Source organism: Rhodomicrobium sp. (assembly GCF_047605405.1).
Taxonomy (GTDB): domain Bacteria; phylum Pseudomonadota; class Alphaproteobacteria; order Rhizobiales; family Rhodomicrobiaceae; genus Rhodomicrobium; species Rhodomicrobium lacus.
In genome coordinates this window covers 48,191-74,852 of sequence record NZ_JASGFR010000020.1, presented here as the reverse complement: position 1 = coordinate 74,852, position 26,662 = coordinate 48,191, and the positions used below count along the sequence as shown (strand labels likewise).

Here is a 26,662-nt window from a genome sequence, read left to right as displayed (position 1 = left end):
GCGCGGCGCGGGCATCCCGCCCGACGGATCGAGATTTTGGACCTCTGGATTTTCGGTTACGGCTCGCTGATGTGGCGGCCCGGCTTCGTTTACGAGGAATCCTCGCGCGCGCTGCTCGAAGGCGCCCATCGCGAACTTTGCTGTTATTCCTTCATTCACCGTGGAACGAGATCGGCGCCGGGCCTTGTGCTCGGTCTCGACAAGGGCGGCCGGTGCGAAGGCATGGCCTTCAGGGTTCCGCCCCGCCTCGATCTCGACACGCGCCACTATCTGAAGCGCCGCGAGAACATGAACAACGTCTACGCCGCGGTAAAACGTCCCGTGAGGCTGCTCGACGGAAGCGGCCGCACGGTGCTCGCGCTGTGCTTCATCATGGACCGCCATCACCGGCAATATACCGGGCTGCTGCCCTTCGAAACACAAGCGGCGATTGTGAGGCGCAGTTTCGGCCGCGCGGGACCGAACATCGATTACGTCGTGAACACCGTGCAGCATCTGCGGCAGCTCGGCGTTCACGATGCGCGGCTCGAACCGCTGATGGCCAGGCTCGGCCACAGCATGATAAAGGATTGCATCGTCGGCGGAGAATGCGCGCCCGCGCGCAAACGCCCGACTTTCGATGTCGCGCGTCCGGTCACGCAGAACCTGACGTCGTGAAGCGGCATTGAACCCGCGCGAATGGCACGCGATATCTCATTCCGTGATTGATTGAGGAGGCGCGACCATGCTTGACGGATATACTCATCGCGACCGCATCATCAAGGCGGCGCTTAAGCTTGCTGAAACACGCGGCTGGCGCGATCTGAGCCTTGGCGAGATCGCGGCAGAGGCGCAGATCCCGCTGATCGAATTTCGCAAGGAATTTCAGAGCAAGGCGCAGATCCTCGCCGCCTTCGTGCGCGCGGTCGATCTCGCCGTGCTCGAAAAATTCCCCGCCCCCGGCCCGGATGCCGCGCGCGACCGGCTTTTCGACGTGCTCCTGACCCGGTTCGAGGTGATGCAGCCGTACAAGCTCGCCATCCGGCGCATCAGCGAGGACGCGACGCCCGGCGAAGCGCTCCAGCAATTTCGCCCCGCGCTGAAGTCCCAATACTGGATGCTGGCGGCGGCGGGCCTGTCCGGCGAGGGCGGCACGGGGCTGGTGCGCGTGCAGGGGCTGCTCGGCATTTACGGCCGCGTGTTCCGCGTCTGGATCGACGACGACGATCCCGGTCTCGCCAAGACCATGGCGGCGCTCGACAAGCGCTTGCGGCGAGGCGAGTCCATCATGCACGGCTTCGAGCGCTTCCGCGATGGCGCGGAAAGTCTGCTGAGGGGTTTCGGCGTGAGACGGAAGCGAAAGGCGGAGCCTAAACCGGAGTCTTCACCGGCGGCAGAGAGCGGCATTCCGCCCGCCGCGCCCGTACAAACCGCCTGATGGGGCGCCGCGACACGGATGCAAACTGTAAAGGTCATGCTCGCGGCTGCGATTTCCCGAGACTGTCTTGAAAATTCGACAAATCTAATGCACATTACGGACTCGGAATGCCCTGCAATCTGACCGGAGCATTTGTAGAAGGGTTTTGAAGCTGACGCCAAACGCGCAGAAACAGGAGTTCGCAGAACTCCGCCCGCGCCACGCCAATAGCGCCGTCGCGGTTCCCGCATCCCTAGCCCATCTTGTCGTGGACGCGCTTGAGGACGCCAAGGCTGTCGACATCGTCACGATCGATGTCGAGGGCAAGACTTCCATCGCGGATTACATGATCGTGGCATCGGGGCGTTCACAGCGTCACGTGGGCGCCATCGCCGATCAACTCATCGAAAAGTTGAAGGAAGCGGGCGTCCGCGATACACGTGTCGAAGGGATGCCTCTCTGCGACTGGGTTCTTATCGATGCGGGCGACGTTATCGTGCACGTTTTCCGTCCGGAAGCGCGCGAATTCTACAACATCGAGAAGATGTGGACGTCGGACCGGCCGAAGCGCGACACGGACTAGCACAGCCTTCGGGCTCTCATCACATCGGCGGGCGGCCGGATGAAGATATCCATTCTGGCCGTCGGACGGCTCAAAAGCGGTGCTGAACAAACGCAGTTCAACCGCTATTTCGATCTGTTCAATGCGTCGGCGCGCAACCTTGCCATGGGGCCGATGGCGGTTTTCGAAACGTCCGAAGGGCGAAGCGAAAGCGCGGCCGAGCGCAAAGAAGCCGAAGCGCATGAGCTTCTCAAGCGCGTGAGTGGGGCACGCCTCGTCGCCCTCGACGAGAGCGGCCAGTCTCTTACCTCATATGAATTCACGGCGATGGTTTCGCGTCTGCGCGACGAGGCGCTTGATGTGGCCTTCGCCATCGGTGGGCCTGACGGACACGGCGAGGCGCTGAAAAACGCCGCCCATTTCAAGCTTTCGCTCGGCAAGATGACGCTGCCCCACGGGCTCGTGCGTATCGTTCTGGCTGAACAGCTCTACCGCGCCATGACGATTCTTCAGGGCCACCCTTATCACCGCGCGTGAGAAGCGGAAGGCGGCACGGATCGCGCCGCCTCTATTCAGGCGCTGGTTTTACATCCGGAATTCCATGCCGAGATTGTGCCCGTTGACGCGGCGCGGGTGATCGCTCTCGTGGTGCGTGATCCCGATGAGCGACTGATACATCCTGATGTAATTCTTCGCCATGCGCTCCGCGGTGAAACGCGCCTCGAACGCACCGCGAACGCCCGCGCGGTCGAGACCGGGGAGGCGCGAAATCGCTCTCAAGGCTTCATCGATGCTATCGACCACGTAACCGCTTACGCCATCGTCCACGACTTCCGGCACCGAGCCGCAGCGGAATGCGATCACCGGAGTGCCGCAGGCCATCGCCTCGATCATGACAAGGCCGAAAGGCTCGGGCCAATCGATCGGGAACAGCAAGGCCGTCGCATTTCCGAGAAACGCAGCCTTCTGCTCCTCGTTAATCTCGCCGATATACTCGACATGCGGTGTCGCCTTCACCATCGGCTCGATCTTCTGTTTCCAGTACGCATAGTCATGCTTGTCGACCTTCGCCGCGATCTTCAGCGGCATGCCGGAACGCGCGGCGATTTCGATTGCGCGGTCGGGTCGCTTCTCCGGCGATATGCGGCCGAGAAACGCGAGATAACCGCCCTTCGGCTCGGGTGAAAAAGCAAGCAGATCGCGCGGCAGCCCGTGATAGACGTTGCCTGCCCAGCGCACGCAGGACGGCACCGGCGTCCGTTGGTCATAGGAAATCGAAGAAAGCGGCACATTTCGAAAAGCTGAATAGAACGGCTGCAGATCGGGAAGATCGAGACGGCCATGAAGGGTAGTCACTGTCTTGTCTGCGAAGGAAGAAATCATCGGAAATTGCAGAAGATCGATATGAAAGTGAAGAATATCGAACTCGTCCGCACGTTGCCTTACATGTTCGAGCATCGCCATTTGATGCGGCAGGGGATCTTGCACATTTGGGTTGAGACGAAGCCCCATCTCAGAGCATGCCACGAGCTCTGCTGATGTCTTTGAATCGCCGCTGGCGAAAAGCGTTACATCGTGACCCTGCCGGACAAGTTCTTCTGTCATATAAGACACTATTCGTTCAGTCCCGCCGTAAAGCTTCGGAGGGCAGCTTTCGGCGAGAGGCGCAATTTGTGCGATTTTCATTACGTAAGACTTTCCTGAATTCGTGATTTCGCGCTTTAACATTGGCAACACGCGGCCTTAAAAATGGGTCCAGCTGCGTTTGTGCTGGCGCACACAAAAGTGTCAATCCGCCGAAATGGCGCGAAAACAGGCAATTGTGCTTCACCGACGCAGAAAGCTGACGTCGCGGAACGCCGCAGAGGGCTTGCATGACATTGCGTCTTTAACGTTATAACGTTACATGTTTCACATGAGCACGCCTTTTCCCGCCTTCCCGCCGCACGATCACGACCATGGCGTCTGCCTGCACACCGCACTCAGCCGCGCCAGGGCGCGTTGTCAGGAGCAGGGCATCAAGTGGACGGCGTTGCGCGAGCAGGTTTTCGTCGAGGTGGCGACCAGCCACAAGCCAGTGAGCGCCTACGATCTCATCGATGTTCTGGCGAAAAACGGCAAGCGTGTCGCCCCTGTTTCGATCTATCGAATTCTGGAGGTGCTTCAGTCCGCCGGCCTTGTGCATCGCCTCGAAAGCCGCAATGCGTTTTTTGCCTGCATGGCGGATCACGAATGCGCGGCGCACACGATCACGCTTGTGTGCGAGGCATGTAACCGCGTCATCGAGGCAGCCGCACCGGATGCCTTTCACGCCATCGGCACGGCAGCCGAAGCGACCGGCTTTCTGATACGGCAGACCGTTGTGGAAGCGAGCGGCCTCTGCTCCGACTGCGCGAAGAGGGGAGCGTCCACGTGCTGACACGCGCTGCCGATGTTGCGCGGGATCACGCGCTCCCCAACTCCGGTTCGGCGCTGCTTCAGGCGGATGATGTCTCGATCTCCTTCCACGGAAAGCCGGTGCTTGAAAACGTCAGCATCGCCTTGCATGAAGGCGAAATCGTCACGCTTATCGGTCCGAACGGCGCGGGCAAGACCACGCTCGCGCGCGTGTTGCTGGGGCTGGCCGCGCCGACTTCCGGCCACGTGCGTCGCCGCACCGGGCTTACCGTGGGCTACGTGCCCCAGCGCTTCCCCGTCGAGCGGATCATGCCGCTGTCCGTGCGGCGCTTCATGCATTTGAACACCGGCGTCTCGAAGGAGCGCGCGCTGGAATGCCTCGCCGAGACGGGCGCGGCCTCGCTAACCGACGCGCAGATGACCGACCTTTCGGGCGGCGAATTCCAGCGCGTGCTTCTGGCCCGCGCCCTGGCCCGCGCGCCGGATTTGCTCGTGTTGGACGAACCCGCGCGCGCGGTCGATTTCGCAGGCGCCGCGCAACTCTACGACCTCATTGCCGCAATCCGCGCCCGTCGTCGCTGCGGCGTGCTTCTCATTTCGCACGATCTGCATGTCGTGCTCGGCGCCAGCGACCGCGTCGTGTGCCTCAACCGTCATATCTGCTGCGAAGGCGTGCCGCAGCATGTGGCCGCGCATCCTGAATATATGCGTCTGTTCGGCCCGGAAGCCGCCGCCAGCCTCGGCATTTATGGGCACCGGCATGATCACGCGCATTCGCTTTCCGGCGACGTCTGCGGCGGGAACCACAACGCACCGCCAGAAGCCGCTCCTCCCCCAGCGTAACCCTCTTTCGGAACGAACCCATGCTCGATGATTTCGTGGCGCGTGCCGTGCTCGCCGGTCTCGGCGCGGCTGTGTTGGCCGCACCGCTCGGCTGCTTCGTCGTCTGGCGGCGCATGGCGTATTTCGGCGAGACGGTTGCCTATTCGGGCCTGCTCGGCGTGGCGCTGGGCTTCCTTCTCGGCGTGGACCTGACGCTCGGCGTGATCGTGACCGCCATCGCCATGGCGCTGCTTTTGTCCGGCCTGCAAACGCAACGCGCAATTCCTTACGACACGCTGCTCGGCATCCTCGCGCATGTCGCGCTGGCCTCCGGCCTCATCGCGGCAAACTTCGTGAGCGGCGCGCGGCTCGACCTGATGGGCTACCTGTTCGGCGACATCCTCGCCGTGTCGAAGGAAGACGTCTTCTGGATCTGGGGCGGCGCGACGGCGGTGCTCGCAGCGCTGACGCTGCTATGGCGGCCGTTGCTCGCGCTGACCGTGCATGAGGAACTCGCCGCCGCCGAGGGGGTGCGCGTGCGGCGCACCGAAACCGCGTTCATCCTGCTCATCGCTGTGACGGTGGCGCTCGCCATGAAGGTGATCGGCATCCTGCTCATCACTTCACTGATGATCTTCCCGGCGGCGGTGGCACGGCCCTTCGCGAAGACGCCCGAACAGATGGCGGCGCTGGCGGCGCTGGCGGCGGCGGCGTCGGTGGCAGGTGGGCTGCTCCTGTCGCTGAAGCTCGACACGGCGGCGGGGCCGTCCATCGTGCTTGCGCTGGCCGCACTGTTCTTCGTCGCAGCCGTGCCAGCGCTCGCTCTGCGGGGGCGGTGATCCCGGGCCAAGCGTCGGCTTGACAAGGCCACATGGCCGTGAAAAGCCACCTTCAGCCTGATCGATGTTTACGCTGCCCACGTTAGCGGGAAGGAGCGTTTGATGTTTGAATTTGCTTTCATCCATATCCGCAGCGCGCAACTGGCTCCCTACGATGGAAGAGACTTCGAAAGGGGTGCCGTGAGTGGCACCGAAGCCGTTACCATGCGGCTTGCTGAAGTCCTCGTGCAGCGCGGTCACCGGGCTTCGATCTACAACAACCGATCCTCCTGCGACGAAGTCAACGGAGTGACGTATCTGCCGCTGGAAGAAACCGCCGCCATCGGTCCGGCCACCATTGCCGTCAGCAACAACAGCGTCACCGCGCTTGACGGCCTGTCCGCCACGCGCCGCGTCATCTGGGGCCACCTCGATCTCCGCCTCGCGCGCCTTCGCAAGCGACGCGAATTGCTGACCGTTCTGCGCGTGCGCCCACACCTTGTCGTGCCGAGCCTTTATTCCGCGCGGAGAACGCACGCCATCATCCCCTTCCGCTCCCGCACGGTGATCGAGCACGGCGTGGAGGAGGCGTTCCTGAAATACGAGCCGCTTCTGGAGCCGCCCGCGCCTATCGCGATCTTCGCGTCTCAGCCGAAACGCAATCTGGACTTCGTTATCGAAGCGTGGCGCAGCCGCGTTCACCCGCGTCTGCCGTCGGCGCGGCTGCACGTTTACGTGCCCACGCGCGATCAACTCCCCGATGACCGGGATGACTGGGCCGACGTCGGCATCGAGATCAAGGGCAGCGTGAGCAAAAGTGAGCTTGCGGAGAATTTCCGTGCCGCGCGGGTGATGATTTACCCCGGACACAAGGAAGAAACCTTCTGCAACGCCGCCGCGGAAGCCATCGCGACGGGCCTTCCCGTGGTGACGATGGACATCGGCGCTCTGCCGGAGCGGGTGCGCGACGGCGTGGACGGGTTCGTTGCCAACTCGGTCGAGGACATGGGCGACCGCGCGCTCGAGATTCTGACGGATGACGCGGAATGGGCGAGGATGCACAGGGCCGGCATTCATGTGTCCAGAGAAAGGAGCTGGGACGTCCGGGCCTCCGAATGGGAGCGTGCCGCAGCGCGTTGGTGATTGCGAAGCTCCCGCCTTTGCGGGTCTCGATCCATGCGGCGCCACGCGGCCCCGACAGATCCGCACTGGCGCGCTGACGTCAGCAGATGACCGATGCGCCCACGAGTTGGCGTCGAGGCCTAATGTGACTCAAATGCCACAGCGTTAGGCTAAGAGGCAGTGCGAAAATCGTACGATGATTGCAGCCAATGCAAATAACGTTAGAAGCAGCAAGCATAGTGATAATTGCACTATGTTGAGGCGGCATTGCCGTGTCGCCTCAACGGTTTTCTAATTCTTGTCAGAGGTGATGCGGGTCTCCTTTTCGAGGGTGACGTGCGTCACCTCGAAAAGGCCGAACACGCGGACCACCCACTGCTGCAGCTTCTGCTTCAGCATGGTGTTTTCCTTGGATATTGGTTTTGCACGAACGCAAACAGTACGCCCGGTCAGATCTAGCGGGTTCGCGTCGCCCACGCTGTAACATCTGCGCCACATACCTCTATTTGTGTCGGCAAGTGTGCTAGAAACGCTACTTTTTGTGGCCGGGATGTCTAGCCGCTCTGTAATCCGCAGCTTACCCAACTTCGCGGCCTTTAAACCTCACCGCCCACCCGCGCCAATTCGAACGCTGGCATTCGCGCGGGTTTTCTCCTATTAGAACGTCTAAAAGAGAACCGGCGATCCGGAGAAGGACCCATGAGCGACACGCGTGAACCGAGGCACATGACAACCGCAGTCAAGGTCGGGGGCGTGACCGTGGGCGGAGGCGCGCCGGTCGTCGTGCAGTCCATGACCAACACCGCCACGTCGGATGTCGACGGCACCGTCGCGCAGGTCGCATCCCTCGTACGGGCGGGGTCCGAACTCGTACGCGTCACCGTGGACCGCGACGAAGCCGCCGCCGCCGTGCCGCATATCCGCGACCGGCTGCTCGCGCAGGGCATCGACGTGCCTCTCGTGGGCGACTTCCACTATATCGGCCACCGGCTCCTCGCCGATCATCCCGCCTGCGCCGAGGCGCTTTCGAAATACCGCATCAACCCCGGCAATGTGGGCTTCCGCGACAGCCGCGACGACCGCTTTGCCAAGATCATCGAGATCGCGCTCAAATACGACAAGCCCGTGCGCATCGGCGTGAACTGGGGCAGCCTCGACCAGGATCTGCTCACCGCTATGATGGACGAGAATTCCCGCGCCGCGAAGCCGAAGGACGCGCGCGTGGTCATGCACGAAGCCATCGTCACCTCCGCGCTGAAAAGCGCGGCGCTGGCCCAGAGCCTCGGCATGGGCAAGGACAAGATCATCCTCTCGGCCAAAACCAGCTCGATTCAGGATCTCATCAGCGTCTATACGCTGCTCGCCTCGCGCTGCGACAACGCGCTGCATCTCGGCCTGACGGAAGCGGGCATGGGGTCGAAGGGCATCGTCGCGTCGGCGGCGGCGCTCGGCATTCTGCTTCAGAAGGGCATCGGCGATACGATCCGCGTTTCGCTGACGCCGGAGCCGGGCGGCGCGCGCACGAAGGAAGTCGAGGTCGCGCAGCAGATTCTCCAGACGATGGGCTTCCGCACCTTCGTGCCGATCGTGGCGGCGTGCCCCGGCTGCGGGCGCACCACATCGACGCTGTTCCAGGAACTCGGCCAGAACATTCAGAAGCATCTGATCGAGAACATGGCCGAGTGGCGCAAGACTTATCCGGGCGTGGAAACGCTGAACGTGGCGGTCATGGGCTGCGTGGTGAACGGACCGGGCGAGTCGAAGCACGCCGACATCGGTATTTCGTTGCCGGGCACGGGCGAGAGCCCGGCCGCGCCGGTGTTCGTCGATGGCGTGCGGGTCGCGACGCTGCGCGGCCCGTCGATGGCCGACGACTTCATGGCGATGGTGCAGGATTACATCGAGAAGCGCTTCGGCCAGGGCGCGCCGAAAGGCGAGCGGATCACGCTCAAGGCCGCAGAGTAGTCACGACGACGTGATGCGCCCCGCCTGCTGGATCGGGCGGGGGGCTCCATTTCCAAATCGGCGACGCAAATCGCAAACAAAAACCCCGCTCGCGCGGGGTTTTCTAACGTCGCAACATGACTTGTTATCGTCCAACGCTGCGACGGCCTCTTTCGAGGTCTTAGACGCGGATCGCCTAGGCGAGTGCCGCTAACCTATGAAATCTATGTCAAGGCAAGTGCTTTGTCAATGTGGACAAACCCAAGCCACTCAATACACATTCCCGCACTTTCCTAATCTCGGCATCGCCTAATGCATCATAGTAATAGAGTCTTTTGCCAGATTCCGCTTTCCCCACGCGGATGAAATCAAGACGATGAAAGCTGACTGTATTCAGCATGTCTCCCTTCACCCAGACCCCGTCACTATTGAATCCGTCCGGGAGGCGGGGCCGAATATCGATCTGACAATGGAATGAAAGCTTTGGAAATGGTTCCGTATTACTAAGCGCAACCACGGTGCAAAGTCCGGGTCGAGCTGCGATCTTTGGACTGAGGACAACAACCGGCCGCCTTTTGACCATCTCTGGCTTTCGAAAGCCGCTATTAAAATCACACAATAAAATGGCCCCTGTGCGGGGATGCTCTTTAATCGGCATCAATGGCCTTTTGTTTAGCGCGTCGCGTGTTACCCGCAAAAGGGGATCATAATTGCAGCCTGCATGAAAACTTCTCTGTACTCAGATGAATTGAGTTTTTCAAGGGGCTGCAGACATCGAGCAAGAGCACCTCTCACAAAATCGCCGCAAGCCTGAACGCAGTCTGAACGCGCGGTTCCGGGGCCGTTCAGGCGGCATCGCTTAAGGTTCCTTCATAAGGTCAAGCAAACCTTGTGGAGGCCAACATGAAGACCCGTATCGCGCTTTTCGCTCTTTCGCTCATCGCCCTGCCGATCACCGCCGCGCAGACCGCATCCGCCGAGCCGTACTACGGCGGGCAGATCGCGCGCGACAAGGCGCACATCGCGCACCATCGCCACCAGATCCAGAAGGACAAGCAGGAGCGCGCCTATTATGCCGGACGGCAGGCGCAGGCCGCGCGCGACGGCAATTACGGCGCGGCGCGCTACTTCGGCTACAAGAAGCGGCAGGAGCAGGCGCAGATTCACGAACAGCGGCAGAAGCTGCGGCGCGACCGCGTGGAGCTCCGCCACGACCGTTATTGGCGCAATCACTACTAATCGCGCCGTGACCGCGGCTCATTGCGAGCAAGGTCCGAGAGGGCCGGGAGAAATCCCGGCCATTTTGTTGTTTTCCATCGGCGATCGCCGACCGGCGGCGCGGTAAATTCTCAGCTTACGCTGCGCTGCCACCAGCCTTTTTTCGGCGGGCCGGTGCGCACGGGCTTAGGCTTGGGTTCCGGTGCGGGTGGCGGAAGGATGGCGATCTCGGGCTCGGGCTTCGCCTGCTCCGCGACCGGGGCTTCGTCCGATTTCGCCTGAGCGGCTTCGGCCTCGTCTGCTTTCGGCGTCTGAGGCTCGGAGGCGTCCGTGGTCGGCTCGGGCTTCGCTTCTGCTTCGACGGCAGGCTGAACGCTCGAAACCTCGGCCACGGGCTCCGCTTCGACCGGGGCGTTGCCAGCGGTCGCGCGGTCGTCACCGGAGACGCCCTCAACCGGCTGCGGCTCGGCAACGACCGTTACCGAAATATCGGTGGCCTCGGCTACTGTGGATTGATCCGGCTCCGGCGCGGCTTCGGCGACGGCCTCCGCAGTGACGGGCTCCACCGCTCCCGATTGCCCCACGGGAAGCCCATGCTCGAAGTCTATTTCGGGCTGCTCGCCAAGTCCGGGGATCTCGCCGGGCTGGCCGGCGAAGTCCTCACGGTGACGTCGGCCACCGCGACGGCCTCGGCGCCGATTGCGGCGGAACTGGCCTTCCTGACGTCCTTCGGCGCTTTCCCGGATATCCTCGCCATTGACAGCGGCAACGGCTGGCGCCCCTGCTTCAGTCACGCCGCTGTCCGTATCGTCGTCATCTTCATCGTCGTCGTCGGAGCCATTGGACTGCGCGACGGCATGGCCGTTCGGAAGCGATTCATCAGAGGCGGACTCTCCCCGGCCGCGCCGACGGCGGCGCTTGCGTCGGGAGGAGCGCTTCTCGCCTTCGCCTTCAGCCGCGGGAGCCGAGGCCGACGGCACCGCCACCGCTTCCTCATCATCATCCGCCTGCGCGAGCGAGGCGGTTTCCATGTGAATGACGCGCGTGTCGCCCACGACCGGCGGCACGGCTTCGGCCCCACGTTCGAGCACGAAATGCGCGCCATGCGCCTTGTCGTCCGGCTGAAGGACGATCGTCACGCCGTAGCGAAGTTCGATATCGCGGAGATAGGAGCGCTTGTTGTTGAGGATGTAGAGCGCGGCTTCGGTCGACGCGGTCAAGGTGATGTTGGCCGGGCCCTGCGTCCGCAGGTGATCCTCGATCGAACGCAGGATCATCAGCGCAACGGACTCCGTCGAACGGATATGGCCGACGCCCTGGCAGACCGGGCACGGCACTGTCGACACTTCGACGACGCCCTGGCGCAGCCGCTGGCGCGACATTTCCAGAAGGCCGAAATGGCTGATGTGGCCGACCTGAATGCGGGCGCGGTCGTGACGCAGGCTTTCCTTCAGCCTGCGTTCGACGGAGCGGTTGTTGCGCCGCTCGTCCATGTCGATGAAGTCGATGACGATGAGGCCCGCGAGATCGCGCAGGCGCACCTGGCGAGCGACTTCCTCGGCGGCTTCGAGGTTCGTCTTCAGCGCCGTGTCTTCGATGGAGTATTCGCGCGTCGACCGGCCGGAGTTCACGTCGATGGCGACGAGCGCTTCGGTCTGGTTCAGCACGATATAGCCGCCGGACTTCAGCGTGACCACCGGGCTGAACATCTGGTTCAACTGACGCTCGACCTCATACTTGGTGAAGATCGGCTCGGGTTCCTTGTAAAGCAGCACGTTTTTCGCATGGCTCGGCATGAGCATGCGCATGAATTCGCGCGCCTCGCGGTGAGCGGCATCGCCCGCCACGAGAATTTCGTCGATGTCCTTGTTGTAGAGATCGCGGATCGACCGCTTGATGAGGTCGCCTTCCTCGTAGACGAGGCAAGGCGCGGTGCTCCTCAGCGTGAGGTCGCGGACGTTCTCCCACAGGCGCAGCAGATATTCGAAGTCGCGCTTGATTTCGGCCTTGGTCCGCGAGGCACCGGCCGTGCGGATGATAAGCCCCATGCCTTCCGGCACTTCAAGTTCCTGCGCGATTTCCTTCAGACGCTTGCGGTCGGCCGGGACGGTAATCTTGCGCGAAATGCCGCCGCCGCTGGCCGTGTTCGGCATGAGCACGGTATAGCGGCCCGCGAGCGACAGGTAGGTGGTCAGCGCCGCGCCCTTCGAGCCGCGCTCTTCCTTCACGACCTGGATCAGAACGATCTGGTTGCGCTTGATGACTTCCTGAATCTTGTAGTGACGCCACCGGCGCTTGTGACGCTGCGGCAGTTCTTCGAGCGCGTCTTCGGAGCCGACAACCTCGACCGGCGCGGGCGTCGCACTTTCCGGCACGGAGATGATGCCGCCGTCGTCCGAAGACGAGCCGCTGTCATCGTCGCCGGAATCGTCATTGGCAGAGCGGTGTTTCGCCTTCGGCTGTTCGTCGTCGGCGTCCTCGGCGTCGTCCGTGCCATCGTCGTCGGCGTCTTCCGATTCGTCGTCCTCCGCCTCGTCGGCGTCAGCCTCGTCATCTTCGGAATCGACAGCGCCTTCCACATCGTCGGGATGGCTCGGAATTTCGTCGCGCGCCTCCTCGCCGCGCGCGATAGCGGCCGTGAACTCTTCGTACAGCGTGGGCGGAAGCACGGCATCGAGCGCGATCGCCCCGCCATTACCGGATTCGCCGCCACCGTTTTCTTCGGGCTCGGACGCGCGCGCGCCAGCCTCGGCCTGTTCGACCGGCGCGATGGCCGTTTCAGGCGCGGCATCGACCGCCGCTGCAAATTCCGCGCGAACGTCTTCATTCGAAGCTTCGACAGCCGCCGCCGCATCGGGCTGGCTGTCGCCGCTTTCGGCTTCGGCGAAAGCCTGCAAGCCGTTTTCGGCCTCCGGCTTCCTGTCAGAGGATTGGCGATCCGGACGGCTTTCGCCCGCGTCGCGGTAACGCCCCTGCCGATCCGCAGCCTCTTCTTTCATGAGCTGTTCGCGAACAGCGACCGGGATCTGATAATAATCCGGATGGATTTCCGCAAAGGCGAGAAAGCCGTGGCGATTGCCGCCGTAGTTCACGAAGGCCGCTTGAAGCGAAGGCTCGATACGGGCAACCTTGGCCAGATAGATGTTGCCTCGAAGCTGCTTCCGCGACGCCGACTCGTAGTCAAATTCCTCGACGCGATTGCCGCGCGTCACCACCACCCGTGTCTCTTCCGGGTGGGTGGCATCGATTAACATCTTGTTTGCCATTGCAAATGCTTCCCGGCACGCCCGCGCCGAAACGTGGCCTCGCGATCATGGAGACATGATCGAGCGGACCCGTCGGACGGACGCGCTGTTTGTTGATCGCGCTCTCGCCGCTTCGAACCAGCGCAATGCTGGGAGCGCCGTCTTTTCCATTCTGGAGAAAGAGGGTCGACAGGCTCTGGATGCCGGACACGGCATTTTTCATATCAAGCAAGTCGGAGCGCGAGGTTGACATTGTGGTTTGAGTCTCGGTTCGCCGACGAGCCCGTTTCTTCCTCGAAACGATGCGGCGAGACCACGATTCCGTGGCGATTGATTGTTCAGGGATTCAACATCCCGGCTGCTTTGCCTTCGACACTCGCGGTGCTGCCCGATCCATATTGAATCGATGCCCGTGGACGATTGCCAAATTCACCCCCTGATCCTGCTAGGCGGATTAGCAAAGCGGAAGTCAGCCTAATCGATCAGGATTGACATATCTCTAATACGTTGTGTTTGGCTTCGCCGCAAGCAAGACGTAAGCGACGTTCAACGAAATGGTGAAATCGCGGGATGTCTCGCCTTTCCCGAAGGCGCCGAAGTGGACGCGGACGAGCCCATGCTGTAGGACGGGATGCAAGGGGCATCGAACCATGAAAACCGGCCTGAGACCTTCATCGGCTTTCGCGGCGTGCTGCGCTTTCCTCGTCCTCCTTTTCATGAGCGCCGCGCATGCCGAGGACATCGTGGTGAGCGCCCAAATTGGCGGCGACAGCCAGCGCACGCGCTTCGTCGCCTTCATATCCAAAGCGGTCGAGTTCCGCATCTTCACCATGGCCGATCCGTACCGGATCGTGATCGACATGCCGGAGACCGACATTCAGGTGCCCGCCGGCAAGGGGCGTGGGCTTATCTTCTCATCCCGGTCGGGCCTCCTCGCGCCGGGCAAGTCGCGTATCGTGATCGACCTCGCCGAACCGGCGCTCATAGAGAAGTCCGAGCTGTTGCCGCCCGAGAACGATCTTCCGGCCCGGCTCGTGATCGACCTCGCCCGCACAACCCACAGATCGTTCCTCGCCTCCGCGAAGGCTCCACCGCCCCCGCCAAAGGTGGAGGAGGCGCAAAGCGGCGCCTTGAAGCCGGACGCCGGAGACAAGCGGCCGATCATCGTGATCGATCCCGGACACGGGGGCATCGATGCGGGAGCCATCGGCCGAGCCTCGAATACACCTGAAAAGGACGTCACCTTCGACTTCGGCAAGAAGCTTGCGGCAAAGCTCGAAGCGACGGCTCGCTATCGCATCCTCCTGACGCGAACGTCGGACGTGTTCGTTTCCCTCGACGATCGCGCGGCAATGGCCGTCAAGGCGAAGGCCGACCTTCTCATCTCGATCCATGCCGATGCGCTCGATCCGAAGCGTCTGGGCGTGAAGGCGCTGAAGGAGGTTCGCGGCGGTACGATCTACACCCTGTCGGAGGAAGCCTCCGACGAGCAGGCGAGCGTCATCGCGCAGAACGAGAACAAGGCCGACGTTCAGGCCGGCGTGGCAAGCGAGCAGACCGCGCCGATCCTTTCCGAGGACATCGCGTCTATCCTCAACGATCTCGAAAACCGGTTCAAAAAAAACCGATCGACCGCCATCGCGCATTACCTCATCGACCACATGAAGGAAAAGATGAAGTTCAACATCCGGCCACAGCGCTCCGCAAACTTCCGCGTGCTGAAAGCGCATGGCGTGCCCGCGATCCTTATCGAACTCGGTTATCTCAGCAATGAAGACGACGAGAAGCTCCTTATCTCGGAAGACTGGCGTACAGCGATCTCTTCGGTTCTCGGAGAGGCGGTCAACGCATTCATGGCGGAACGGCAGGCGCATATTCCCTTGTAGGAAAGCGGACCGACACCGCTGCGCACCGTAGCGCCCTCCTGCGTTAACCTGCGGTTGTGCAGGATATGATGTTGTGGTTTAGCCGGGCGGTTCGAGGATTGTATGCTGTCACAATTTGGGCATGCCGTTATGCTCGTGATGGCAGCGCCTGAATCCCTCCGGTCGCTTTGTTTGGTCTGATCGTGGAAACGGCCGAATAATCAAGCGTGGAACTGATGCAAAGCAAGTCGCCTGTACTGCCGCCTCCCGTGAAGAAAAAGCGCCACAGGAGCCTCTTCCTGAGCTTTCTCGGGTTTGCGTTCACCGCAGGTGTTTTCATATTCATCGCCGCCTCGGCGGGAGCGGCTTATTTCCTCTGGACGATTTCGCAAGATCTTCCGGATTACGACAAGCTGGCGAATTACAAGCCGCCGGTCATTACGCGCGTGCACGCCGGCGACGGTCGCCTGATCGCGGAGTTCGCGAAGGAGCGGCGTATCTACGTGCCCGTTCAGGTCATGCCCAAGCCGCTTATCAACGCGTTTCTCGCGGCCGAAGACCAGAGCTTCTGGGAGCATGGCGGCCTCGATTTTCGCGGCATCCTGCGCGCCGTCTACAACAACCTGACGAAGAACAAGAAGGAAGGCGCGTCCACCATTACCCAGCAGGTGGCCAAGAACTTCCTGCTGACGAGCGAGCGATCCTATCTCCGCAAGGCTAAGGAAGCGATCCTCGCCGTCCGCATCGAGCGCGCCTACACGAAGGAGCGCATCCTCGATCTTTACCTGAACCAGATCTATCTCGGCGGCGGTTCCTATGGCGTCGCGGCGGCGGGCCTCCGCTACTTCGGCAAGGAACTGAACGAGCTTCAGTTGCACGAGGTCGCCTACCTCGCCGCGTTGCCGAAAGAGCCGACGAAGCTTCAGCTCACCACCGCGCGGCCCGGCAGCAAGGCGTTTCAGGACGCGCTCCTGCGCCGCAACGACATCCTGAACAACATGGCCCGCTTCGGCTTCATCAAGCAGGAAGAAGCCGATCAGGCCAAGAAGCAGCCGCTCGAAATGGTGGCCCGCACCGTGGGCCCGTCGACCTTCGCAGCCGAGTACTTCGCCGAAGAAGTTCGCCGCACGCTCGCGGACATGTACGGCCTCGAAGACACCGACGACAATTCGAGCGTCTATGCGGGCGGCTACTCCGTGCGCTCCACCCTCGATCCCGGTCTCCAGATGATGGCGCGCTCCGCCCTGCGCGCCGGGCTAGTGAGCTTCGACCGCAAGCGCGGCTGGCGCGGACCGGTCACGAAAATCGATCTCGCCCTCGCCAGCGATTGGGGAGCCAAGCTCGCCGAGGTGCCAGCGCTGTCTGACGTCGATCCCTGGCGGCTTGGCGTCGTTCTGCAAACCGCGAAGGACAAGGCCGTCATCGGTCTGCAACCGGGGCGCATGCCGAACAACACGCTGGAAACGGAACGCAAGACCGTCGAGCTTGGGGTCGATGGTGCGAAATGGGCGTTGGAGCGGGTAAGAACCAGAACGAAAGGCCCCGTCGGCGTAAGCGATATCCTCAATGTCGGCGATGTCGTCTATGTTTCCCCGCCGAACGAAATCGACCTCATGAAGGAGCGCGAGCGCAATCCGAAGCTCGCGGAAGGCAAGACCGCGCTGCCAGCATGGTCGCTGATGCAGGTGCCGCAGGTTGGCGGCGCGACCGTCGTGATGGACCCGCATACCGGCCGCGTGCTCGCCATGGTCGGCGGCTTCAGCTTTTCCGAAAGCCAGTTCAACCGCGCGCTGCAAGCGCGGCGGCAGCCGGGCTCGTCATTCAAGCCGATCGTTTACGCCGCCGCCCTCGACAACGGCTACACGCCCGCGTCCGTGGTGAACGACGCCGCGTTCTCGGTCGATCAGGGCAACGGTCAGGGCGAATGGAAGCCCTCGAACTACGACAAGCAGGTGCACGGCCTCCAGCCGCTCCGGATCGGTATCGAGAAGTCGCGAAACCTGATGACCGTGCGGCTCGCGCAGGATCTCGGCATGCCGATCGTGAGCGAATATGCGCGCCGTTTTGGCGTCTATGACGACCTTCCGCCCTTGCTTTCGATGGCGCTCGGCGCGGGCGAAACGTCGCTCATCCGGCTGACGACCGCCTATTGCATGTTCGTGAACGGCGGCAAGAAGATCAATTACACCTTTATCGACCGCATCCAGAACCGTATGGGTCAGACGATCTGGCGGCACGATAACCGCCCCTGCGACAAGTGTAACGCGGACTCGTGGAGAGGGCAGGACGAACCGCAGCTTGCCGACGAACGCGCACAGATCATCGACCCGATGACGGCCTATCAGATCACGTCGATGCTCGAAGGCGTCGTCGTGCGTGGCACCGGCTCCGTCGTCTGGAAGCGCGTGCAGAAACCGCTTGGCGGAAAGACCGGCACGACGAACGACGAGAAGGACGCGTGGTTCATCGGGTTCTCGCCCGACATCGCCATGGGCATCTTCATCGGATACGACAACCCGCAGCCGATGGGCCACGGCGAAACCGGCGGCGAACTGGCCGCGCCTATCTTTGCCGATTTCTTCAAGATGGCGCTGAAGGACAAGCCCGCGGTTCCGTTCCGCACGCCGGCGGACATCCGACAGGTTCGCGTCAACAAGCGGACCGGCCAGCGCACGGATCCAGCCGACCCCGACGCGATCACGGAATACTTCAAGCCGGGCACCGAGCCGCCGGAAGGCTACGCGACCGCCTCGGCCTCCTATCCCGCGGCGGGCGATCCGCAACCCGGCTATGGCGGCGGCCAGCCAGGAGGATACGGCCAACAGGGAGGCTATCCGGGCGAAAGCAGCGGAGGCTGGAGACAGCCGCCTCAGCCGCAGTCCGGCGGATGGGGCCAGCCGCAACCGACGCCTCCTGCCCAGCCGGGCACCGTGGGCGGCTATCCGCCTCCCTACGGCCGGACCGCGCCCAGCCCCGGAGGCTTGTACTAGCTTTTTGCCAACCCATCTCAGGTCGGTTCATTTTTCCTGACGCGTTTTTGCTCTCCCCTAGCGAATAGCGAAGATACGGATGCTCGGGAGCGCGCGGAACACTAGCGCCATGCAGGCTCAATCTTTACAGTTTTGAAATAGCGGAACCGGAGGCCCGTGGGGCACTCCGGCGCCAGCCCTCACAGACGGAACCTCTTCATGCGCCCTGAAACACAAGCCATCGTCGACGAAATCAAGCAGTCCCTCTCGCTCCTGCGGAGGTATCTTTGACTGGGATAAAGCGAAAGCCCGCCTCGCCAGCCTGAACGGGATCGTCGAAGACCCGACGCTGTGGGACAATCCGCAGCGCGCGCAGAAGCTCTTGCGCGAGCGGCAGCACCTCGACACCGCGCTCACCGCCTATTCGCAGCTCGCCGCGCGCCTCGACGACGCGGTCGGCCTCATCGAACTCGGCGAGGAGGAAGGCGACGAGGAGGTGGTCAAGGAAGCCGAGGCTTCACTCGCGGCGCTGCAAACCGAAGTGCAGAAGCGCGAAGTCGAAGCTCTGCTTTCGGGCGAAGCGGACGGCAACGACACCTTCCTCGAAGTCCATGCAGGCGCGGGCGGTACCGAGAGCCAGGACTGGACGGAGATGCTGCTGCGCATGTACATGCGCTGGGCCGAGGAGCAGGGCTACAAGGTCGAACTGATCGAAAGCGCGGCCGGCGAAGAAGCCGGGCTGAAATCCGCGACGATTCAGGTGAAGGGCTCCAACGCCTTCGGCTGGCTCAAGACCGAGTCCGGCGTGCATCGCCTCGTGCGCATCTCGCCCTACGACTCCAACGCGCGCCGCCATACGAGCTTCGCGTCGGTCTGGGTCTATCCGGTCGTGGATGACACCATCGACATCGCGGTGAACGAAAGCGACTGCCGCATCGACACCTATCGCGCGAGCGGCGCAGGCGGCCAGCACGTCAACACCACCGACAGCGCGGTGCGCATCACACACGTGCCCACCGGCATCGTGGTGCAGTGCCAGATGGAGCGTTCGCAGCACAAGAACCGCGCCACCGCGTGGAACATGCTGAAAGCGCGCCTCTACGAGATGGAACTGAAGAAGCGCGAGGATGCCGCGCATGCCGCCGCCGCGTCGAAGACCGACATCGGCTGGGGCCATCAGATCCGCTCCTATGTGCTTCAGCCCTATCAGATGGTGAAGGATCTGCGCACCGGCATCGTGAACACGAACCCGGCTGGTGTGCTCGACGGCGATCTTACGGCCTTCATCGAAGCGGCGCTGGCGCAGCGCGTCCATGGCGGCGGCCCCGCCAAGGTCGAGGATCTGGATTAGTGGCGGCGCAATCAACGCCGCGCCTCATCATCTTCGACTTCGACGGCGTCATCGCCGACAGCGAGGTGCTAGCCTGCGAGGCGCTCGCCGCCTACGCGGGCGACCTCGGCGCGCCCATGACATGGCAGGAGGCCGCGAAGCTGTTCGTCGGCAAGCGCGCTTCCGACGAAGTTGCCACCATGGAGGCGCTGGCAGGCCGCCCGCTGCCGGACTTCCTGCCCGAACTTGAACGCCGCACCTTCGCGCTGTTCGAGCGGTCGCTGCGCCCGATCCCGGGCGTTGCCGATTTCATCGCGCGCCATGCGGACGTGCGGCGCTGCATCGCGTCGTCGAGTTCGCCGCGCCGCATCGCCCTGTGCCTGCGCGTGATGGGCCTCGCCGACCGCTTTCCGTGCGGCATCTACAGCGCCGAGACCGTAGCGCGCGGCAAGCCGTTCCCCGATATATTCCTGAAGGCGGCAAGCGAGGAAGGCGTGGAGCCTTGCGACGCGCTTGTGATCGAGGACAGCGCGAGCGGCGTGCGCGCGGCGCTTGCCGCGGGCATGCGCGTGATCGGGCTTCTCGCCGCATCGCATCTGCCGCCGGATCATGGGGCGGCTCTCGTCGCGGCGGGCGCGACCTTCATCGCCCGCGACTACGACGAAGTTTCGAGCATCGTGGACGCGCTATAAAGCGCCCGCGATCTCCGCGACGATGGCGCGGGCGGCAGCATTCGGATCGGCGGCGCGGGTGATCGGGCGGCCGACGACGATATAATCCGCGCCCGCGGCGATGGCTTCGGCAGGTGTCGCTGTGCGCGCCTGATCGTCGCCCGCCACGCTCGCGCTTGCCGGGCGAATGCCGGGGGTCACGACCGCAAGCCGCGACCCGAACGCGTCTTTCAGCGCGCGCGCCTCCAGCGCAGACGAGACGATGCCGTGAAAACCCGCCTCTGCCGCAAAGCCTGCGCGCGTCAGCACGAGGTCGCTGGCGGATAGCGTTATCCCCTGATCGGCGAGACTTTCCGGCCTGGCGTTCGTAAGCAGGCTGATGCCGAGCAGCTTGAGCGGTGACCCCGCCGCTCCGCGCACTGCCGCCGCGACGGTCGCGTCGTCCTGCGCGTGCACGGTGAGAAACGCCGCGCCGAGCGCAGCAACGCGCGCTGTCGCACGCTCGACCGTGGCGGCGATGTCGTAAAGCTTCGCGTCGACGAATACGCTCGCGCCGCCTTCCGCAAGCCGCTTCACGAGCGCCACGCCGTCCGCCGTCATCAGAAGCTCAAGGCCGATTTTCGCCACCGCATGCGGCAGGGCAAGCCTGTGCCAGAAAGCTGCGGCTTCTTCCGCATACGGGAAATCCAGCGCTACGATCAGTTTCTTTTCGGCTTCGGTCTCGAACGACATCGGCATCCTCGCTTCGTTTTTCGCCAGCGTGCCGGAAAGGCGCGCACGAACCAAACGATTTCGAGCCCGATCATGGCAGCGATGAACGAAAGATGGAGGGCCGTTGCCTGCCACGACACCGCGCACTGCCCATCTCAAGTGCAATTCCTTTTTTTGAAGGACCGTGTCATCCTGAGGAAAAGGTGCTCGCCACCGTGAGAATAAAAGGGGGAAACCGCGATGCTTCTGACGCCGCAGCATGAGCAGTTGCGCGACCAGGTGGAGCGCTTCGTAAAGAACGAGATCAACCCGTTCGTGGATGAATGGGAGCGCGCGGAGGAATTCCCCTCGCACGAACTCTTCCGAAAACTCGGCGCGCTCGGCGTTCTCGGAACGAAATACGACGAAGCTTATGGCGGCTTGGGCCTCGACTTCTCCTATTCGGCGACGGTCGCGGAAGCGCTCGGCACCTGCGATTGCGGCGGCGTGCCGATGGCCATCGGCGTGCATTCCGACATGGCGACACCGGCACTGCATCGCTTCGGCAGCGACGAGTTGAAGCGCGCATGGCTTGCGCCAAGTATCGCGGGCGAGATGGTGTCCTGTCTCGGCGTGTCGGAACCGGGTGCGGGTTCGGATGTCGCGTCGATCAAGACGACGGCGCGGAAAGACGGCGGCGACTACGTCATCAACGGCTCGAAGATGTGGATCACCAACGGCATGAAGGCCGACTGGTGCTGCCTGCTCGCCAATACGTCCGACGACAAGCCGCATCGCAACAAGTCGCTCATCGTCGTGCCGATGGACGCGACGGGCATAACGCGGCAGAAGATCCGCAAGCTCGGCATGTTCTCGTCCGACACGGCGCAGCTTTTCTTCGACGATGTGCGCGTGCCGCAAACGAACGTCATCGGCGCGGAGGGCATGGGCTTCACCTTCCAGATGCTGCAATTCCAGGAGGAACGGCTCTGGGGCGCGGCGAACTCGCTCACGATGCTCGACCGGCTCATCGACGCCACCATCGACTACACGCGCCAGCGCAAGGCTTTCGGCAAGTCCATACTCGACAATCAGGTGGTGCATTTCCGGCTCGCGGAACTGCGAACGGAGGTGGAAGCGCTGCGCTCGCTGACGTGGCGCGCGGTGGAGGAATATGTCTCCGGCCGCGACGTGACGAAGCTCGCCTCGATGGCGAAGCTGAAATGCGGGCGGCTCATTCGCGAGGTGACGGATGCGTGCCTGCAGTACTGGGGCGGCATGGGCTTCACCTGGGACAATCCGCTGAGCCGCGCGATGCGCGACGGTCGGCTTGTCTCCATTGGCGGAGGCGCGGACGAGGTGATGCTCGGCATCATCTGCAAGCTCGAAGGCACGCTGCCGAGCGGGAAGAAGGACTGATGATGGCCGACGCTCCGACGACGCTCGCAATCGACCGCAAGGGGGGCGTGCTCACAATCCGGCTCAACCGGCCGGAAGTTCGCAACGCCATGTCGCAGGTTATGCTCGCCGAATTGCTCGCCGCGCTCGCGGACGCGGAAGCGACGGACGCGCGCGTGGTCGTGCTGCGCGGCTCGGACGGCCATTTCTGCGCGGGCGCCGACCTGCGCGACATGGCGGCGGCGCGCATGGCTCCCGTCGGCGAAACGGACCCGGTGGCAGCCTCGAACGCCGCGTTCGGTCATGTATGCGCCGCCTATGCCCGCTCGCCTCTGGCCGTCGTGGCGGTGCTGGAAGGCAGCGTCATGGGCGGCGGCTTCGGCCTCGCCTGCACGGCGGATGTGGCGCTTGCCTCGCGCGACGTGGATTTCCGATTGCCGGAAACGTCGCTCGGCGTGATCCCCGCGCAGATCGCCCCGTTCCTCGTCGAGCGGCTCGGCTATGGGCAAGCGAAGCGGCTGGCGGTGACGGGCGCCCGCTTCGGCGCCGATGAGGCGTATCGCATCGGGCTCGTGCATCGCGCCTGCGACACGGGTGCGGACCTTGACGCGGCACTCGCCGAAACGCTCCGTCAGATCCTCGCCTGCGCGCCGGGCGCGGTGGCCGAGACCAAAGCGCTCCTGCGGCGCGCGCGGTTCGAGGACGCGGGCGCGCTCGTGGACCATGCGGCCACCGTTTTCGCGAAGGCGGCGCGCGGCCCGGAAGGCGCGGAAGGGCTCGCCGCCTTTATCGAAAAGCGCAAGCCGAACTGGGCGGAGTAAAGACCGGCTAAACCTCGGCAGTCGCCGCGTCGAGCCACGCGCGGTCCGCGTCTTCGAGATGCGGCGAAAGCGCTTCGCGCACGCGCGCATGATACGCGTTTAGCCATTCGCGTTCGGCGGCCGACAGCAACGCCGCATCGATAAGCCGCCGGTCGAACGGCGCGAGCGTCAGCGTCTCGAAACCGAGCATTTCCGTTTCGCCGCCGTCGATCCCCTGCGGCAGCGTCACGGCCACGAGATTTTCCAGCCGGATGCCGTAATGCCCCTCGCGGTAATAGCCGGGCTCGTTTGACAGGATCATCCCCGGCTCAAGCGCCACAGTTCCGCGCGGCGAGATGTTCGCCGGGCCTTCGTGCACCGAAAGAAAGCTGCCGACCCCGTGGCCGGTGCCGTGGCCATAGTCCAGCCCCGCATCCCAAAGCGCGCGCCGTGCGAAACTGTCGATGCCCGCGCCCGTGGTTTTCGCCGGGAAGCGCGCCGCTGCGATACCGATATGCCCCTTCAGCACGAGCGTGTAATGGCGGCGCGCGTCCGCGCTCGGCTCGCCGATGGCCACGGTGCGCGTGATGTCGGTCGTGCCGTCGCGATACTGGCCGCCGGAATCGGTCAGATAAAGCGTACCCGGCAGAAGCGGCTTGTTCGTCTCGGGCGTCGCGCGATAATGCACGATGGCGCCGTTCGCCCCCGCGCCGGAAATGGTGTCGAAGCTGAGGTCGACGAGCTTGCCCGTGTCGCGGCGGAACGCTTCGAGCCTGTCCGATGCGGCGAGTTCATCGACTGCGCCTTGCGGCGCGTGCGCATCGAGCCATGCGAGGAAGCGCGCGACCGCCACACCGTCGCGCAGATGCGCCGCGCGCGCGCCTTCCAGCTCGGTTGCGTTTTTGGCTGCCTTGAAGCGGATGGTCGGGTCGTCGCCCTCGATGGCCTTCGCGCCGGCAACTTTCAGAATGTCGCCCACGTGAAGCGTCGTGTGGGCGGGATCGGCGATGACCTTCGCCGCCGCTCCCACGAGGCGCGGAAGGAGTTTCCAGAGGTCGCCGAGCGGATGCAACGCGGCCAGCGCTTCGAGGGCCGTCCGGTTCTCATCCGTCACGTGGCCCGGCGAGACGAATAGCGTCGGCTTGCCTTGAAGCGGCACATAGGCGCGAACGAGCGCAACCGGCGTATGCGCGACATCGCCGCCGCGAATGTTGAACAGCCATGCCACCGCGTCCGGCGCGCTCACGATGAGCCCCGTCGCCTTCCGCGCGGCGATTTCCTTTTGCACGCGCTCAAGCTTCGACGCCGTGCTTTCGCCCGCGAACGCCTCGTCATGGAAAACGATGGGTGCGAAGGACGGCGCGGGGCGATGCTCCCACAGCGCATCGATGGGGTTTGTCTTGATGGCGCGAAGCTCGAAACCGGCCTTTTCGGCCTCGGCCTTCAGCGGCTTGAAGCTCGCCTGCGTGAACAGCGACGGATCGTACCCCATCGCAGCGCCCTCGACCGCATGCTCGCCGAGCCACTTCGCGGGCGTCGTCTTCGGGAAAAGCTCGACCGCGTAAAGCGCCGCGTCCACCTGCGCCTTCGCCTGAAGCGTATAGCGGCTGTCGACGATGAGCGCGGCCTTGTCGGCGAGCACGACCGCCGTTCCGGCCGAGCCGGTGAAGCCCGTCAGCCAGGCGAGGCGATCCCAGCACGCGGGCACCGCCTCGTTCTGGAACTCGTCGCCTTTCGGGACGATGAAGCCGCTGAGCTTCTCGGCGACGAGAGCAGCGCGCAGCGCGGCGAGGCGGCTTTCGTGGGTGTGCGGCATGTGTGACCTTCGTGATAACGACCCATCTATTTAACGCAAACTTAATAAGTTAATTAGATGTTCTGCAGCTCAAACGCCATTCTTTTTCTATGGCTGCTAACTGCTCTTGCCACCACATCACAGCATCAAAAAATAAATCGCGACCATCTTCTCCTGTTTCGCAATGGGTAGGAATATCTTTCTCGCATATATTTGAAACACACTCATCACTGCTCGGCATGTGATCAGGCACTTGACCTACAAAAACACCTAATTTGAAAATTTTGAGAACGTTATTTCGCTCTTTTTCTATAAAATCCCAAAAAATCGCATTCTCTTGTCTATTTTCCTTCCACATGGCCCACTTAGAAGAAATAATACATCCCAACTCTGGGCTACCTACTGCATCCACCTTTTGAAGCACATGGCCCACCGTTCTTAAAAGCGCCACACCTCCAACCCAGAAAAGAACCCATTCGCGATGTTCGTCAAACTGATCATGATGATCAAGCAGTTCTAGCGCCGAATACGCGTATAGCAGGGGCTCGCGCGCCCGTAGTCGAAACTCGCATTCAGAAGACATTCGAAGAATCTCCCCGTCCATATAGAATCGACGCGCTAACCCACCCGCCGCAGCTTAAGCGTCGCCCAGCCTTCGAGGTCGCGGCGGCGCACGAGCACGAAGCCCGTGGCGCGATAGCGCGCCACGATCTCGCGGGCCTGCCCCGAGAGGAGCCCTGACAGGATCACCGCGCCGCCGATGCGGGTCAGTTCGCGGATGCGCGGCGCGAGATTCAACAGCGGCTTCGCGAGAATGTTCGCGACGACGACGTCGAACGGCGCCAGGGCATAGGCGTCGCGCGGCTCGTAGCCATCGCCGGTGAACAGCGCGATGTCGGCGCCCGCGCCATTGATGCGCACGTTTTCGCGCGCGACTTCCACCGCGATCGGATCGACATCCACGGCCACGACATGCGGCCCATGCGCCAGCGCCTTCGCCGCGCCGATGGCGAGCACGCCCGAGCCGGTGCCGAGGTCGAGCACGCGATGCACGCCAATGGGCGAAAGCCGCTCCAGCGCGAGCAGACAGCCTTTCGTGGTGCCGTGATGGGCGGTCCCGAAAGCGCGGCCCGCGTCGATCTCGATGGCCCATTGCGAGGCGATGCGCGCGCGGTCGTGGCTGCCGTGCACGATGAATCGGCCCGCGTGAACGGGCGGCAGCGCGCGCTGCGTCTCGCTCACCCAGTCGGCGTCGGGGATGGCCTCGACAGAGGCTGCGGGCGGTTCGATGCCCGCCTCCGCGAGCGCCGCCGTCGCCGCATCGCCCAGCGCGCCGTCGTCATAGATTTCGACCGACCAGCGCTTCCCGTCCTCGCTCTCAAGCGCAACGACAGGCGTTTCCTCGAAGGCGGGCAGTTCGCCGAGGATTTCGCTTGCGGCAACGGCCTCGCTCTCGGAGACGAAATTCAACACTGTCTTGTGGGTCAATCGCATGGGAAACCTGTTCGGATGGTTGGCGGCCTGCCGCGCCCTTCAGAAACGGGGAGCACCATTCGCCGAAGCTTTCAAGCGTCTCCGCCTTCCGCGCCCGCCAACAGCATCGAGCCGCAAACAGGACGT

23 protein-coding genes are annotated in these 26,662 nt (G+C 63.2%); 16 read left to right on the top strand and 7 right to left on the bottom strand.

The annotated features are described in order from the left end of the window. The 4 genes from QM659_RS09915 to rlmH all read left to right on the top strand — a co-directional run. Positions 1–657: gamma-glutamylcyclotransferase (locus QM659_RS09915; protein ID WP_415188303.1), on the top strand; the 657-nt coding region annotated here is incomplete at its 5' end. 67 nt (positions 658–724) lie between these two features. After that, a complete protein-coding gene (locus tag QM659_RS09910) occupies positions 725–1,417 on the top strand; it encodes a TetR family transcriptional regulator (protein WP_415188302.1) in 693 nt (230 codons plus the stop codon). A gap of 247 nt (positions 1,418–1,664) precedes the next feature. After that, a complete protein-coding gene (rsfS, locus tag QM659_RS09905) occupies positions 1,665–1,979 on the top strand; it encodes a ribosome silencing factor (protein ID WP_415188306.1) in 315 nt (104 codons plus the stop codon). A gap of 39 nt (positions 1,980–2,018) precedes the next feature. Next, positions 2,019–2,495, top strand: coding sequence for a 23S rRNA (pseudouridine(1915)-N(3))-methyltransferase RlmH (gene rlmH, locus QM659_RS09900; RefSeq protein ID WP_415188301.1), 477 nt, complete (start codon positions 2,019–2,021; stop codon positions 2,493–2,495). A 48-nt stretch (positions 2,496–2,543) separates the two neighbouring features. Here the strand turns inward: rlmH and QM659_RS09895 are convergent, their stop codons facing one another. Continuing rightward, positions 2,544–3,644 (bottom strand): glycosyltransferase family 4 protein, encoded by a 1,101-nt coding sequence (locus QM659_RS09895; protein ID WP_415188300.1) that lies wholly within the window; start codon positions 3,642–3,644, stop codon positions 2,544–2,546. Between the two features lie 229 nt (positions 3,645–3,873). Between QM659_RS09895 and QM659_RS09890 the strand changes: the two genes are divergently transcribed. From QM659_RS09890 to ispG, 5 genes are all read left to right on the top strand, one after another. Next, positions 3,874–4,377 (top strand): Fur family transcriptional regulator, encoded by a 504-nt coding sequence (locus QM659_RS09890; protein ID WP_415188299.1) that lies wholly within the window; start codon positions 3,874–3,876, stop codon positions 4,375–4,377. Continuing rightward, on the top strand, positions 4,371–5,198 hold the full coding sequence (locus QM659_RS09885) for an ATP-binding cassette domain-containing protein (protein ID WP_415188298.1): 828 nt from the start codon (positions 4,371–4,373) through the stop codon (positions 5,196–5,198). Before QM659_RS09890 ends, QM659_RS09885 begins: the two co-directional genes overlap by 7 nt. A gap of 20 nt (positions 5,199–5,218) precedes the next feature. Next, entirely contained in the window at positions 5,219–6,016 is a 798-nt protein-coding gene (locus tag QM659_RS09880) for a metal ABC transporter permease (RefSeq protein ID WP_415188297.1), read from the top strand. 102 nt (positions 6,017–6,118) lie between these two features. Next, the gene (locus QM659_RS09875; protein WP_415188296.1) at positions 6,119–7,138 is read left to right on the top strand and encodes a glycosyltransferase family 4 protein; all 1,020 of its coding nucleotides are present in this window, start codon (positions 6,119–6,121) and stop codon (positions 7,136–7,138) included. A gap of 678 nt (positions 7,139–7,816) precedes the next feature. Then, entirely contained in the window at positions 7,817–9,082 is a 1,266-nt protein-coding gene (gene ispG / locus QM659_RS09870; RefSeq protein WP_415188295.1) for a flavodoxin-dependent (E)-4-hydroxy-3-methylbut-2-enyl-diphosphate synthase, read from the top strand. 208 nt (positions 9,083–9,290) lie between these two features. On the opposite strand, the gene QM659_RS09865 is transcribed toward ispG, so the two are convergent. Next, positions 9,291–9,719, bottom strand: coding sequence for a type II toxin-antitoxin system PemK/MazF family toxin (locus QM659_RS09865; RefSeq protein ID WP_415188294.1), 429 nt, complete (start codon positions 9,717–9,719; stop codon positions 9,291–9,293). Positions 9,720–9,964: 245 nt separating this feature from the next. Here QM659_RS09865 and QM659_RS09860 point away from each other — a divergent pair, with 245 nt between their 5' ends. Next, positions 9,965–10,300: a hypothetical protein gene (locus QM659_RS09860; RefSeq protein ID WP_415188293.1), complete on the top strand. Its 336-nt coding sequence runs from the start codon at positions 9,965–9,967 to the stop codon at positions 10,298–10,300. A 110-nt stretch (positions 10,301–10,410) separates the two neighbouring features. Here the strand turns inward: QM659_RS09860 and QM659_RS09855 are convergent, their stop codons facing one another. After that, complete coding sequence (locus QM659_RS09855) at positions 10,411–13,545, bottom strand: Rne/Rng family ribonuclease (protein WP_415188292.1); 3,135 nt, start codon at positions 13,543–13,545, stop codon at positions 10,411–10,413. A gap of 629 nt (positions 13,546–14,174) precedes the next feature. Here QM659_RS09855 and QM659_RS09850 point away from each other — a divergent pair. The 4 genes from QM659_RS09850 to QM659_RS09835 all read left to right on the top strand — a co-directional run bounded on the left by QM659_RS09850 (position 14,175) and on the right by QM659_RS09835 (position 20,380). Then, complete coding sequence (locus QM659_RS09850) at positions 14,175–15,410, top strand: N-acetylmuramoyl-L-alanine amidase (RefSeq protein WP_303482998.1); 1,236 nt, start codon at positions 14,175–14,177, stop codon at positions 15,408–15,410. Positions 15,411–15,625: 215 nt separating this feature from the next. Next, complete coding sequence (locus QM659_RS09845; protein WP_415188305.1) at positions 15,626–18,379, top strand: penicillin-binding protein 1A; 2,754 nt, start codon at positions 15,626–15,628, stop codon at positions 18,377–18,379. 198 nt (positions 18,380–18,577) lie between these two features. After that, positions 18,578–19,709 (top strand): peptide chain release factor 2 gene (prfB, locus tag QM659_RS09840; RefSeq protein ID WP_303483001.1). Its coding sequence is split into 2 segments (ribosomal slippage): positions 18,578–18,646 and positions 18,648–19,709, totalling 1,131 coding nucleotides; the frame shifts between segments, so codons are not numbered across the junction. Further along, positions 19,709–20,380: an HAD family hydrolase gene (locus QM659_RS09835; protein WP_415188291.1), complete on the top strand. Its 672-nt coding sequence runs from the start codon at positions 19,709–19,711 to the stop codon at positions 20,378–20,380. The genes prfB and QM659_RS09835 overlap by 1 nt, the downstream gene beginning before the upstream one ends. On the opposite strand, the gene pyrF is transcribed toward QM659_RS09835, so the two are convergent. Next, the gene (gene pyrF / locus QM659_RS09830) at positions 20,375–21,091 is read right to left on the bottom strand and encodes an orotidine-5'-phosphate decarboxylase (protein ID WP_415188290.1); all 717 of its coding nucleotides are present in this window, start codon (positions 21,089–21,091) and stop codon (positions 20,375–20,377) included. The genes QM659_RS09835 and pyrF overlap by 6 nt on opposite strands. Positions 21,092–21,310: 219 nt before the next feature. Here pyrF and QM659_RS09825 point away from each other — a divergent pair, with 219 nt between their 5' ends. Together QM659_RS09825 and QM659_RS09820 are read left to right on the top strand one after the other, a co-directional pair. Next, entirely contained in the window at positions 21,311–22,468 is a 1,158-nt protein-coding gene (locus QM659_RS09825; RefSeq protein WP_303483010.1) for an acyl-CoA dehydrogenase family protein, read from the top strand. Continuing rightward, positions 22,468–23,268: an enoyl-CoA hydratase/isomerase family protein gene (locus tag QM659_RS09820; RefSeq protein ID WP_415188289.1), complete on the top strand. Its 801-nt coding sequence runs from the start codon at positions 22,468–22,470 to the stop codon at positions 23,266–23,268. The genes QM659_RS09825 and QM659_RS09820 overlap by 1 nt, the downstream gene beginning before the upstream one ends. A 7-nt stretch (positions 23,269–23,275) precedes the next feature. Here QM659_RS09820 and QM659_RS09815 read toward each other — a convergent pair whose 3' ends face one another. From QM659_RS09815 to QM659_RS09805, 3 genes are read right to left on the bottom strand one after another with little or no spacing between them, the layout of a single operon-like run. Continuing rightward, entirely contained in the window at positions 23,276–25,063 is a 1,788-nt protein-coding gene (locus tag QM659_RS09815; RefSeq protein ID WP_415188288.1) for an aminopeptidase P family protein, read from the bottom strand. 49 nt (positions 25,064–25,112) lie between these two features. After that, complete coding sequence (locus tag QM659_RS09810) at positions 25,113–25,625, bottom strand: hypothetical protein (protein WP_415188287.1); 513 nt, start codon at positions 25,623–25,625, stop codon at positions 25,113–25,115. A gap of 35 nt (positions 25,626–25,660) precedes the next feature. Beyond that, positions 25,661–26,536, bottom strand: coding sequence for a 50S ribosomal protein L11 methyltransferase (locus QM659_RS09805; RefSeq protein WP_415188286.1), 876 nt, complete (start codon positions 26,534–26,536; stop codon positions 25,661–25,663). Between the last annotated feature and the right edge of the window lie 126 nt (positions 26,537–26,662).

Excerpts from the sequence above, each read along its gene's own strand:
- QM659_RS09810 (WP_415188287.1), bottom strand. The coding sequence starts at position 25,625 with ATGTCTTCTGAATGCGAGTTTCGACTACGGGCGCGCGAGCCCCTGCTA.
- QM659_RS09855 (WP_415188292.1), bottom strand. The coding sequence starts at position 13,545 with ATGGCAAACAAGATGTTAATCGATGCCACCCACCCGGAAGAGACACGG.
- QM659_RS09815 (WP_415188288.1), bottom strand. The coding sequence starts at position 25,063 with ATGCCGCACACCCACGAAAGCCGCCTCGCCGCGCTGCGCGCTGCTCTC.
- QM659_RS09805 (WP_415188286.1), bottom strand. The coding sequence starts at position 26,536 with ATGCGATTGACCCACAAGACAGTGTTGAATTTCGTCTCCGAGAGCGAG.
- QM659_RS09895 (WP_415188300.1), bottom strand. The coding sequence starts at position 3,644 with ATGAAAATCGCACAAATTGCGCCTCTCGCCGAAAGCTGCCCTCCGAAG.
- QM659_RS09890 (WP_415188299.1), top strand. The coding sequence starts at position 3,874 with ATGAGCACGCCTTTTCCCGCCTTCCCGCCGCACGATCACGACCATGGC.
- QM659_RS09880 (WP_415188297.1), top strand. The coding sequence starts at position 5,219 with ATGCTCGATGATTTCGTGGCGCGTGCCGTGCTCGCCGGTCTCGGCGCG.
- QM659_RS09850 (WP_303482998.1), top strand. The coding sequence starts at position 14,175 with ATGAAAACCGGCCTGAGACCTTCATCGGCTTTCGCGGCGTGCTGCGCT.
- pyrF (WP_415188290.1), bottom strand. The coding sequence starts at position 21,091 with ATGTCGTTCGAGACCGAAGCCGAAAAGAAACTGATCGTAGCGCTGGAT.
- QM659_RS09865 (WP_415188294.1), bottom strand. The coding sequence starts at position 9,719 with ATGCCGATTAAAGAGCATCCCCGCACAGGGGCCATTTTATTGTGTGAT.
- QM659_RS09825 (WP_303483010.1), top strand. The coding sequence starts at position 21,311 with ATGCTTCTGACGCCGCAGCATGAGCAGTTGCGCGACCAGGTGGAGCGC.
- rlmH (WP_415188301.1), top strand. The coding sequence starts at position 2,019 with ATGAAGATATCCATTCTGGCCGTCGGACGGCTCAAAAGCGGTGCTGAA.
- QM659_RS09860 (WP_415188293.1), top strand. The coding sequence starts at position 9,965 with ATGAAGACCCGTATCGCGCTTTTCGCTCTTTCGCTCATCGCCCTGCCG.
- QM659_RS09820 (WP_415188289.1), top strand. The coding sequence starts at position 22,468 with ATGATGGCCGACGCTCCGACGACGCTCGCAATCGACCGCAAGGGGGGC.
- QM659_RS09845 (WP_415188305.1), top strand. The coding sequence starts at position 15,626 with ATGCAAAGCAAGTCGCCTGTACTGCCGCCTCCCGTGAAGAAAAAGCGC.
- QM659_RS09910 (WP_415188302.1), top strand. The coding sequence starts at position 725 with ATGCTTGACGGATATACTCATCGCGACCGCATCATCAAGGCGGCGCTT.
- QM659_RS09875 (WP_415188296.1), top strand. The coding sequence starts at position 6,119 with ATGTTTGAATTTGCTTTCATCCATATCCGCAGCGCGCAACTGGCTCCC.
- ispG (WP_415188295.1), top strand. The coding sequence starts at position 7,817 with ATGAGCGACACGCGTGAACCGAGGCACATGACAACCGCAGTCAAGGTC.